This is a genomic window from Brevundimonas diminuta ATCC 11568 (assembly GCF_000204035.1).
Lineage (GTDB): Bacteria > Pseudomonadota > Alphaproteobacteria > Caulobacterales > Caulobacteraceae > Brevundimonas > Brevundimonas diminuta.
On record NZ_GL883086.1, the window covers coordinates 919851 to 930566 of the forward strand.

Sequence of the window (10716 nt, forward strand, 5' to 3'; positions counted from 1 at the left end):
CCGTCGGGCTCAGTCGGTCGTAAGGCAGGCAATCCCACGAAGGATATTCAAGAACTTCAATATCCTTGGCGAAGAAACGGAACGCCTGGATGAAATTGCCTGTGCGCTGATAATCGCGCGCGATAAACAAAGCGGTCCCGCCCTGGGCCTTGATCCGCTCGGCGACGATCAGGGCGTCCAGCCCTTCCGGCGCGCCGCCCAGTTCTGCGTCAGTCCGCGCCAGCGCCACGTCCATCAACCGATGCCCTTGGCCACTTCGGCGGCGACATGGGCGCGCATGAAGGCGCGAATGCGGGCCATCATCGGCCCTTCGAATTCGGGCGGCGTCGGTTCGCGTTCGATGATCCAAGCGTAGAGGTACTGGTCCTCTTCATCCAGCAGGCGCTCGAACTCGGTCAATTCGTCGTCGTCCAGCGTCGGCGCGACCTGATCGGCGAAGGGCCCCAGCACCATGTCCGCCTCCCGAAAGCCCCGGCGCCAGGCGCGGAAGGCGATGCGGCCCAGGCGCGTCTTGCGGTCGTCAGAGTTCAGGGCGTCCTCGGGACGTGCGTCGATATCGGCCACGCGGTTTCCTTGCCTGTCCGTTCACTTCGGTAAGAGGCCGATCAGATAGCGTTCCAGACGCCGCTTCGCCAGCTATGCTGTCCAATGATGAGGCCCGAGATTCTCTTTCCCCTGTTCGCCGACGTCTCCACGCTGAAAGGCGTGGGGCCGCGCAGCGCGCCTCTGGTGCAGAAGGTGGCGGGTCCGCTCGTGCGCGACGTGCTGTTTCTGTCGCCCAGCGGCGTGATCCAGCGCCGCCGCACCACGGCGATGGAGGCCGTCGACGGCGAGATCGGCGTCTTCGAGGTGACGATCGACCGCCTGATTCCGCCGCACAAGCACGGCGCGCCGATCAAGGTGCGCGCCATCGACGACACCGGCTTCATCCACCTGATCTGGTTCGCCGGATCGCCGCGCCATATCGAGAGCCTCGCCCCGCGCGGGGCGCGGCGGCTGGTGACCGGCAAGGTCGAGCGCTTCAACAGCGAAGTCCAGATCGCCCACCCCGACTACATCATGCCGGTCGAGAAAGCGGATGAGATTCCGCTGTCCGAACCCGTCTATCCGGCGACGCAGGGGCTGACCTCGCGCCAGATCCGCAAGCTGGCGCAGGGCGCGCTGGCGCTCGCCCCCGAACTGCCGGAATGGCAGGAGCTGAACTGGCTGGCGGCGCGGCGCTGGGTCGGCTGGCGCGCGGCGTTGGAGGCCCTGCACGCCCCGACGAACGAGGCCGATCTGACGCCCGACACGCCGGTGCGTCAGCGTCTGGCCTATGATGAACTGTTCGCCCACCAACTGGCTCTGGCCCGTCGTCGCCGCGCTCGCCAGATCACGCCCGCTGCCCGCATAGCGCCGGGCGAGGCGTCCGCCCGGTTGCCGGCCGCCCTACCCTTCGCCCTGACCCGCGCGCAGGAGCAGGCCGTCGCGGAAATCCGCGCCGACTTGAGCTCCGGCGAGCAGATGGGGCGGCTGCTGCAGGGCGACGTCGGGTCGGGCAAGACCGCCGTCGCGGCCCTGGCCCTCGCCGATGCGGCGTCCAATGGGTTCCAGGCCGCCTTGATGGCGCCGACCGAAATCCTGGCGCGCCAGCACTACGACAAGCTGTCGCCTTTGCTGAACCAGGCCGGCGTCCGCAGCCTGCTTCTGACCGGACGCGACACCCCGGCCGAGCGACGCGGCAAGCTGGCGGCCCTGGCCTCGGGCGAGGCCCAGGTCGCCATCGGCACCCACGCCCTGTTCCAGGACGCGGTGCAGTTTCACCGGCTGGCGCTGGCCGTCATCGACGAACAGCACCGTTTCGGCGTGCGCGAGCGCCAGCGGTTGCAGGCCAAGGGCGATCCGGCTCTGGGCGGCGTCCATCTGCTGACCATGTCGGCGACGCCGATCCCGCGCACGCTGGAACTGACCCAATATGGCGAGCTGGAAGTCAGCCGCCTGATGGAGAAACCGCCGGGCCGCACGCCCGTCACCACGGCCGTCCTGCCGCTGGCGCGCATCGGCGAGGTGGCGAAGCGTCTGAAGGCGGCGGTTCAGGCGGGCGCCCAGGCCTATTGGATCTGTCCTCTGGTGGCGGAATCCGAAGCCATCGACCTGGCCGCCGCCGAGGATCGGGCGGAAGATCTGCGCAAATATCTGGGAACCGAGGTCGGTCTGGCTCACGGCCAGATGCCGGGCGCCGAGCGCGAAGCGGTGATGGCCGAGTTCGCGGACGGCCGCCTGCCCGTCCTGGTCGCAACGACCGTGGTCGAGGTCGGCGTCGACGTGCCCAACGCCTCCATCATGGTGATCGAGCATGCCGACCGCTTCGGTCTGGCGCAGCTTCATCAGCTTCGCGGGCGCGTGGGGCGCGGGGCCAAGGCCAGTGCCTGCATCCTGCTGTACGGCGGCGAGGACGGCGCCCTGGGCGAGACGGCGAAGGAGCGGCTGGAGACTCTGCGCCGCACCGAGGACGGCTTCGTCATCGCGGAAGAAGACTTCCGTCTGCGCGGCGGCGGCGACCCGCTGGGCCTGAAACAAAGCGGATTCCCGGCCTATCGCTTCGCCGATCCGATCCGGCATCGGTCGCTGCTTCTGGCGGCGGCGGACGATGCGCGTCTGCTGCTGGGCCGCGACCCTAATCTGACCAGCGAGCGCGGTCAGGCCGTGCGTCTGCTGGAGGCCCTGTTCGACTGGAAAAACGAACGCCCCTCAGCGGACTGAGGGGCGTCGTAAAACTCAGCGAGGTTTTGAAGCGATCAGCCTGCGTTGCGGGCGATGCGTTCGACTTCCTTGCGGACCTGAGCCTCGACGATGGTCGGCAGATTGGCGTCCAGCCAATCCTTCAGCATCGGACGCAGCATCTCGCGGACCATGGCCTCGACCGTATTGCCGCTCATGAAGTTCATGTCGGCGGCTGAAGCGACCGGCGCAGGTTCCGGCTTCTGGAAGCTAGCGGCCAGACCGGCGAAGGCCGAGGCCGCGCTGGCTGCGGCGGTTTCGCCGACCAGGGTTTCGGCCTCCGCCGCAACGGCCGCGGGTTGCGGCGCCGCCGGCGCGGGTTCGGTCGGGAACGGCGCAGCGTCCGCCACGTCCAGATCGCCGATGGCTTCGGTTGCCGGCGCCTCATAGGGCTCGGTTAGTTCCAGCACCTCGTCTTCGATCGGCGCGGGCTCGGGCGCGGCGACGACGGGTTCTGGTTCCGGCGCGGGTTCGGGAGCCGCTTCCGCCACAGGGGCGGTTTCGGCCGGAGCGTCGTCTTCAGAGATAATCCGGCGGATCGACGCCAGAATCTCTTCCATCGTCGGTTCCTGGGCGGCTTGTTCGGTCATGTCGGAACCTCAACCTGGGCGCTCGAACGGGGACACTCGCCAACCGATGCGGACTAGGCAGGCGACGATGGGGACCGAGCCGTCAGACTCGCCTCCCCCTTGAATCCTGTCGTCGCATCAACGCCCGTCGGAATCAACGGACGTTTTGTCGATCAGCCTTCAGCCCTGGGGAGCAGTGCGAACGACTTCACCCTTCAACTGCCGATCAACGGGCGCATCTTCCACATCGACGGCGGGCGTCGTCGCCGGGGCGGCGACGCGGTCGATGGCCTCGATCACGCCATCCCAAGGCAGGGCGCCGCGATTGCGTACCGCACGATAGTTGTCGGACGGATCATAGGCCTCGATCGTCGGATCCAGGTTGGGGCCGCCCAGACGGCCCATGGCCGCCAGAAGCTGGGCCTGGGCGACATACTCATTGCGACGGGCGCTGGTCAGGGCGACTTCCGCGCTGCGCAGTTCAAGCTCCTGGTTCAGCACGTCCAGGGTGGTGCGCAGGCCGACCTGAGCCTCCTGGCGCACGCCCTCGGCCGCCACCGAAGCGGCGCGCACCGCCTGTTCGCCAGCCTGAACGCTGGAACGCGCCGAAGCGCTCTGGGCATAGGCCGAACTGACCGATTGCAGAACCGTGCGACGTTCACCCTCGACGTTGATCTGGGCGGCGTTGGCGCGCTCCAAGGCCTGGGCGACGCGCGAACGGTTCAGCCCCCCGGTGAACAAGGGCACGGAGACGGTTGCGCCGGCCGTAAAGCTGGTGCGATCGCCCAGGTCCAAGCCCGACAGATCATTGGCCGTCCCGCCATAGGAGGCGTTCAGGCGCGCCGAAGGCAGATACTCCGCCCGCGCCGCCGCCACATTGGCCTCGGCCGCGCGCTGGGCGTGAACAGCGGCGAGCACGCCGGGGTTTTCGGCCAGGCCGACGTCCATCGCTGCGTCGAAATCGGTCGGCAGGCCCGGCAGCGTCGGCAGCGTCTGCAGGTTGGACGGCGCCTGTCCCACGACGGCGGCGTAGGCCGCGCGCGACACCGACAGTTGCGCCTGAGCGCTGGCCAGATCGGATTCCGACTGCGCCAGACGAGCTTCGGACTGCGCGACGTCAGTGCGGGTGATTTCGCCGACCTCGAATCGAGCGTTCGATTCATCCAGTTGGCGACGCAACACCTTCAGGTTCTCCTGGCGGATGCGCAAAATTTCCAGATCGCGGGTGACATCGGCATAGGCCTGAATGACCGTCACCATGACCTGCTGCTCGACCTGACGCAGATTCTCACGACCGGCCAGGACATTGGCTTCGGCCGCAGAAATGCCGTGCGACACGCGTCCGGCCGTCCAGATGTTCTGCGTCAGACTGACGCTGGCGCTGGCGCCGTCGCTTTCGATCGTCCCGCCGCTGGTGCTGCTGCTGCCCGGCAGCGTGCCGGTGGCGTCAGGCACGCCGTCGCCGTTGGTGTCGATCGGGAAGGTCTGACCAGGGATCGTCGTCGTCACACGATCGGTGCGGGTGCGGCTGTAATCGACACCCGCCGAAGCGTTGATGGTCGGCCGCAGGCCGGCGCGCGCCTGGACGATGCTCTCATCCAGGGCCCGTTGATTCGCCCGCTGCGCCAGCAGGGTCGGGTTGGTGCGATAGGCCAGACCGATGGCCTCCTGCAACGACTCGGCGAAGACCGGCGTCGCCCCCATCGTCAATGCGACCAGTGCGACCGAAGCGAGCGCGCGCGAGCGTTTCAACATGAACCTGTCCCTGCCTGACGCCCCCATCCGGCGCGCCTGTAGTGCCTTGTATCCGCGTAGTTGGAGGCTAGGCCCGCCCGACGCCAGTTAAGTTTTTTTCACGCAGCGCGACGCCCCTTCCGTCGCCACGAATGGCCTTAGAGCGCAAACGCGGGCGCCGGGACCATTTCCGCCAGCAACTCGGGCGCAGCGTCGAACAGCTCGCGCCGCGAAACGCCTTCACGACCGCGCACATAGAGGACAGCCGCGCCGCTGGCGCCGTCGCGTTCCACCACAGCCAGACGACCGCCGGGACGCAGGGCCGCGATCCAGGATTCGGGACGCTCGATCACGGCGCCCTCGCTGACGATCAGGTCATAGCCCTCGCCCTGCGGCTGGCTCAGGGGCGCAACCACGGTCTCGACCCCAGCCTCGGCCAAGGCGGCGCCGACCACATCGAACACGGCGGCGTCGGATTCCTGAGCCGTCACCGACAGGCCCATGTGCGCCAGAACGGCGGCGGCGTAAGGCGCGGCGATCGCCAGGGCCTTTTCACCGGCGCGAGCGTCCAGGCCCTGCAACAGCTTGGCCACATCGCGCGGCAACATCAGACGACGGTCGCCCGCGATTTCCGGCTCGACGTCGGCATAGGCCGAGAAGGCGCGGTCGGCGGCGCAGAATCGCTCGCGCTCCACAGCGCCGATGGCGGCGTGCAGTTGGCGGTCGGTGACGTCGTTCACGCGGACCTGCGAGTCCAGCATCACCTTGCGGGCGGCGGCGAAATCCATAATCCGAAGTCCTTCAGGTCGGCTCAGGCGAAGAAATGTGACGCGCTTATAGGTCCGTGCGTTGCAGCGGACAATCCGATCTGATAGCTGACGGCCCTCGCGATGGCGGGGCCCCACCGATACGGGGTCACGGCCTGATGGCGGAGTGGTGACGCAGAGGACTGCAAATCCTTGCACCCGGGTTCGATTCCCGGTCAGGCCTCCATCGCGATGAACATCGAGAAAGCCGCCCTTCGGGGCGGCTTTCTTGTTTTCGGACCTAATCCGCTCCCGCAGTCGTCAGATGATGCAGGGCGACAGCGCTGGTCGCAGCCACGTTCAGCGAATCGAATCCCCCCGCCATCCGGATGCCGACCGGACGACAGCGCGCGATGATGTCGCGCGGCAGCCCCGGCCCTTCGCTGCCCAACAGAAGGGCCGTGCGCCTGCCCGGCTTCAGCTCCGCCAGCGTCTGTTCCGCAGAGGGCGTCAGGGCCAGCACCTCGAACCCCCTGCCCTGCAACAGGTCGATCATGGCCTCGGCCTCCAGCCCCATCGCCATCGGCGTCCGCAGCACGGCGCCGACCGAGACCCGGATCGCCTTGCGATAGAAAGGATCGCAGCAGGTCCGATCCAGCAGCACCGCTCCGGCCCCAAAGGCGGCGGCGTTGCGGAACAGCCCGCCCATGTTGTCGTGGTTGCCGATTCCACACGCCACGACCGCCACGGCCCGCTCCGGCAGGCTGTCCAGCAACGCGCCCGGTTCGACGGGCTCAGGCTTGCGTCCCAAGGCGAGAACGCCTCGATGCAGATCAAACCCCGCCACGGCGTTCAGGACCGCCTGCGACGCCATATGAACCGTCACATCGCCCGGCAGACGCTCCAGCACCTCCCACAGCTTCTCCAGGCGCTTCTCGGCGATCAGAATGGATACGGGCGTACAGCGCGACGCCTCGGACGCCAGCACGCGCAACACCACCTCGCCCTCAGCGATGAACAGACCGTGCCGCCCGGTCAGATCGCGCTCCTTCACATCGCGAAAGGCGGCGATGCGCGGATCATCAGGGTCGTTCACATGGATTGGAGTCATGCGGAGCCTTGTAGCGCAGGGCTTTGCGAAAAAATTTGGCGATTTCTGTCTTTTACCAGTTGCGTGAATCGAAAAGGCGCTGCTATACGCCGGCCTCCCCCGAGGGGATGTTCCGCGGTAGCTCAGTGGTAGAGCAGCCGACTGTTAATCGGCTGGTCGTAGGTTCGAATCCTACCCGCGGAGCCATTTCTCATTTTCGGGCAAATCGCCCGTTTTCTCCTTCTTTGAGAAGGTAGACTGGGCGATAGTTTCCGACAACAAATCAAATGGTTGGCGGAATTTTGCTGTAAGCTCTCCATGAGCCCACGAGCAGTTCGAAAGTACGAGATTCAGGACCCTTCGCTTCTCTGAAGCGGAGGCCTGCTCGAAGAGATCGTGCGCTTCCCGTCCGAGACGGATCAGCGCAATCCCGTTATCGATATACTCGTCATCAGCGCTATGGTGCCGCTCAATGTCCTTCAGGCAACGATCCCGCTCCTCGCGCCACACGATTTGCATCCGGCGATAGAAGTCGTCGGAGACCACCCCGTCGAGTTTGTCTTCGTACATCCGCTCGATGCGGGCCTGCAGCCGATCGGCCTCGCCGCGGAGCCGCTCGATTGCCGCCCTACGCTCCCGGGTTTCATCCTGAAGACTTTCGCGCAAGGCGCGTTGGATCAGTTCAAAAGCAGCATCATCGAATCGCAATTGCCGCAACAGGCCGGCGAATCGCTGCTCCAGGACCTCCTCGCGGACATACGGCTCGCCGCATTTTCCTTTGAAGCCCGTGCAGTGGTAATAAATGTATCGCTGCTTTTTGATCTCACCGACCATCGCGCAACCACAATGACCGCACGTCATCATGCCGGTGAACGGAAAGTCGTTTACGCTGGCGCGAATGTTGGCCGCCTTGCGCCCATCCAGGACATCCTGGACCGCGCCCCAAAGGTCCTCGGAAACCAACGGCGCGTGGGAGCCCTGATAGACCTTGTCCAGCCATTCGAAGGCGCCGGTATAAATTCGGTTCCGCAGGATCGTATGGACCGTGCTTACGCCTATGGGAGCGCCACTCTTCCGGTAGGTCAAGCCAGCCTGCCGAGCCTTCTTGGAGACCTCCTTTAGCGAGTACTGGCCTGTAGAATACCACTCATATAGGCGCTGAACGAGCGGACCGAGCGCCGGATCGATGGTGATGATCTTCTTACCGTTGGGACCTTCGACGTTCAGGTAGCCGATCGGTGCGACTGTCGGCCACAGGCCCTGTTCGGCCTTCTCCAACATGCCCTTTCGGGTTTCTTCCGACAGATTGTCGATATAGTTTTTCGCCATCAGCACCTTGATGCCGTGCATGAACTTTTCGGAAGAGCGGGAGTCCTGCGAGAGGACGACGCCCTCTTTTACGAAATGAATTTCGATGTCGAGGTCGTCGACCGTCACCCAGTCCTTGAGATTGCGATAGAGTCTGTCGGTCTTTTCGACCAGAAGCGTCCGAACTGTAGGGTGCCGGCGGACGTATTGCAGCATTTCGTTGAAGCTGGTGCGCCCGCTCTTCTTGGCGGTTTCAACGTCGACAAATTCCCGCGCCACCTGAATATCGTTGGCATCGGCGTAGTCTTTCATCAGCTTGGTTTGAGCCGGGATGGAAAATCCTTCCCGATCCTGCTCCTTCGATGAAACACGAGCATACATAACAGCCCGTCTTATCTCGATAACTGGTGCAGAACGCGCGACTTTCCGACTGGCCATATCTGTCTCCCGCTAAGGTCGCCGAGCAAAGGCGATAACGGCGCGGCAACGGCTCAATCCAGAAAAGAGCATCGACAACGCCGGACGCAGAATCCTAGCGAGCCGGGAGAACCAATCAAGCAAATAACTCGCAAAATTGCGAATGTTGCTATATATTTCAATTACATATGGAATTTTATTCCAACGCGACACCAAGGCAAGATCCGCCTCATCACTCCTTCTTGCGTGAATTTGGAATAGACCGTCCAGGCTTTGCTCTACGCTTCGAATCCCATTCGATGAGGATACGAAAGAAGTCCGTCAGATCGGCGAGCATCGCCCGCGCCTCGACTTCAGAAACTTCCCCTATCGACTGCTTCTGGAAGTGCGCTTGCGCGTCACGCGCGAGATCCGCGGAAAAGTGGCCGCCGCGCCGCGACGGACGAACGTCTTTCTCCGGAACGGACGACACAGATCGGCGGTCAGGGTTCATCGCCCCAATCCCGCATCCGATGCTGGCGGCTCCAGGCAAGCTCGGCGGTGGCGCCGTCCGGCGCTGGAAACAGGGTCGCACGCTTCGGCTCCGACCAGGGGTCGTTCAACCGAACGCGGAGATAGTCTCGCGGATTCTCTCCCCGCGACGTCGCCTTCCAGGCCTCGCCGACGCGCGACCAGCCGAGCATGACGACATAGTCCGGCGAGTTGTCGTTTCGGCGGTCGTCGTTTGGAACGAACCGGATTTTCCGGTCGATGAGAAGGGTTTCGATGCGGCCTTCCCAGCCGCCCTGCTTGGTCGGCTTGAACTTTCCTATGACGCCCATCTCAGCCTCCCTTCGCCTTCAGCGCCTTGGCGAACTCCCTGTCGCCGGCGAGGAAGGCCTCGAGCATCGCCGGGACAAGGTCCGCGATCTCGGCTTTATCGTCATAGGCCTCGCGATAGACGGCGGCGTAGTCGGACAGCGACCGATGAAGGTCCGGCGTGACGGTGACGGTGAGCTTGATCGGCGTCCGATCAGGCAGTTTGCCCAGCTTCAGCATGGGGTCTCTCCTCTCAGCGGTCCCACGGACGCAGCACGAGATCCTTGTGGACGATCACGCGCAGCGGAAATCCGGGGCGAATGGTGATGGTGGGTTGGACGTCGAGATTCCGGGTGACGATCTGTTGTCCGGCCTGGCTGCTGGACTGCTGCGTCGACTCGCGGACGGCCCGGACGAGGTCGCTCTCGCCGTCGACGGTCAGCTCCGTTCCGACCCCGAGCAGGGTGGAAAGCGCGACGCCCTTGAGGAGCCGCCATGTGTGGAAATCCACCTTGTCGGCGAGCCCGGCGTAGCCCGCAGCATCCGTCGCAGGGAGGTTGTCGAGTTGGATCGAAGCGCCGTCAGGCAGGATGATGCGCTGCCAGACCAGGAGCGCCCGGCTCTGACCAAAGGCCACGACGCTGTCATAGCTGCCTACCAGCCGCGCGCCTTGCGGGATAAGCAGGATGCGCCCCGTCGCGGAGTCGTAGACGTTCTCCGAGACCTGGGCGGTGACGAAGCCAGGAAGATCGGAGCGCAGACCCGTCATCAGGCTGGCCGCGATGACGCTGCCGGCCATGACCTGATACGGCGAAGCCGGCTCCTGAATGCGATGTGGGTTGATCGTCGAGGACGGCCCTTGCGCCACGAAATCGATCTTGCGCTGCTGGCCGTTCGGATCGCGTTGGGGATCGATGCCAGGCTGTCCCTCCCCTGCCCCGGCGGGCGCGACCGCCGTGGCCGTCCCCGTCTGGGCGACTTCGGCCGTGGCGGGTGCCTGACGCGGGAGCCGCACCATCACGCCGGACTCGCGCGCCTGACCCGCCTGCGTCGCCTGACGCTGGCGTTCCGCCTCAAGCGCCTGTTCCTCCGCTGACGGCGGCGGCGCTCCTGCATCGAGGGAAGCGCCGTCTCCTCCGCGCTCTTCATCCAGGATCGCCCGTCCGAGGTCGCCCGGAAGCGGAGGCCCCAGTTGCGGTACGGAGCCGTAGTCGCCGGGGAGATCCGCGACGGCGTCGGCGGTTGCGTGGCGATCCGTCACGACCGGCTCGTCGGCAGGCTCTGCGACCCGGAG

At 65.3% G+C, this 10716-nt stretch carries 12 protein-coding genes and 2 tRNA genes; 3 read left to right on the top strand and 11 right to left on the bottom strand.

Annotated elements, in window-relative coordinates:
- Positions 1 to 235: hypothetical protein (locus tag BDIM_RS17930; protein WP_040345532.1), on the bottom strand; the 235-nt coding region annotated here is incomplete at its 3' end.
- Positions 235 to 564 (bottom strand): FAD assembly factor SdhE, encoded by a 330-nt coding sequence (locus tag BDIM_RS08310; RefSeq protein ID WP_040345535.1) that lies wholly within the window; start codon positions 562 to 564, stop codon positions 235 to 237. The genes BDIM_RS17930 and BDIM_RS08310, both read right to left, overlap by 1 nt.
- An 87-nt stretch (positions 565 to 651) precedes the next feature.
- Here BDIM_RS08310 and recG point away from each other — a divergent pair, with 87 nt between their 5' ends.
- On the top strand, positions 652 to 2742 hold the full coding sequence (recG, locus tag BDIM_RS08315) for an ATP-dependent DNA helicase RecG (protein ID WP_003165131.1): 2091 nt from the start codon (positions 652 to 654) through the stop codon (positions 2740 to 2742).
- Positions 2743 to 2777: 35 nt separating this feature from the next.
- Here recG and BDIM_RS08320 read toward each other — a convergent pair whose 3' ends face one another.
- From BDIM_RS08320 to BDIM_RS08330, 3 genes are all read right to left on the bottom strand, one after another.
- Positions 2778 to 3350, bottom strand: a complete 573-nt coding sequence (locus tag BDIM_RS08320; RefSeq protein WP_003165132.1) for a DUF2497 domain-containing protein — start codon at positions 3348 to 3350, stop codon at positions 2778 to 2780.
- 159 nt (positions 3351 to 3509) lie between these two features.
- Entirely contained in the window at positions 3510 to 5084 is a 1575-nt protein-coding gene (locus tag BDIM_RS08325) for a TolC family outer membrane protein (protein WP_003165133.1), read from the bottom strand.
- Between the two features lie 137 nt (positions 5085 to 5221).
- A complete protein-coding gene (locus tag BDIM_RS08330; protein WP_003165134.1) occupies positions 5222 to 5851 on the bottom strand; it encodes a protein-L-isoaspartate O-methyltransferase family protein in 630 nt (209 codons plus the stop codon).
- Between the two features lie 131 nt (positions 5852 to 5982).
- Here BDIM_RS08330 and BDIM_RS08335 point away from each other — a divergent pair.
- Positions 5983 to 6056: transfer RNA gene (locus BDIM_RS08335), tRNA-Cys, on the top strand.
- A gap of 54 nt (positions 6057 to 6110) precedes the next feature.
- On the opposite strand, the gene BDIM_RS08340 is transcribed toward BDIM_RS08335, so the two are convergent.
- The gene (locus BDIM_RS08340; RefSeq protein WP_003165135.1) at positions 6111 to 6920 is read right to left on the bottom strand and encodes a TrmH family RNA methyltransferase; all 810 of its coding nucleotides are present in this window, start codon (positions 6918 to 6920) and stop codon (positions 6111 to 6113) included.
- Between the two features lie 111 nt (positions 6921 to 7031).
- Here BDIM_RS08340 and BDIM_RS08345 point away from each other — a divergent pair.
- Positions 7032 to 7106, top strand: a tRNA-Asn gene (locus tag BDIM_RS08345).
- On the opposite strand, the gene BDIM_RS17195 is transcribed toward BDIM_RS08345, so the two are convergent.
- From BDIM_RS17195 to BDIM_RS08370, 5 genes are all read right to left on the bottom strand, one after another.
- Positions 7092 to 8645, bottom strand: a complete 1554-nt coding sequence (locus BDIM_RS17195) for a recombinase family protein (RefSeq protein ID WP_223850731.1) — start codon at positions 8643 to 8645, stop codon at positions 7092 to 7094. The genes BDIM_RS08345 and BDIM_RS17195 overlap by 15 nt on opposite strands.
- Positions 8646 to 8856: 211 nt before the next feature.
- Entirely contained in the window at positions 8857 to 9117 is a 261-nt protein-coding gene (locus BDIM_RS17545) for a hypothetical protein (RefSeq protein ID WP_128116160.1), read from the bottom strand.
- Entirely contained in the window at positions 9107 to 9445 is a 339-nt protein-coding gene (locus BDIM_RS08360) for a DUF736 domain-containing protein (RefSeq protein WP_003165138.1), read from the bottom strand. The genes BDIM_RS17545 and BDIM_RS08360 overlap by 11 nt, the downstream gene beginning before the upstream one ends.
- A 1-nt stretch (position 9446) precedes the next feature.
- Positions 9447 to 9662 carry a DUF2274 domain-containing protein gene (locus BDIM_RS08365; RefSeq protein WP_003165139.1) on the bottom strand — a complete coding sequence of 72 codons (216 nt, stop codon included), beginning with the start codon at positions 9660 to 9662 and terminating at the stop codon, positions 9447 to 9449.
- A 13-nt stretch (positions 9663 to 9675) separates the two neighbouring features.
- A partial coding sequence (locus tag BDIM_RS08370) for a TraB/TrbI/VirB10 family type IV secretion system protein (RefSeq protein ID WP_155818687.1) occupies positions 9676 to 10716 on the bottom strand: 1041 nt, incomplete at its 5' end.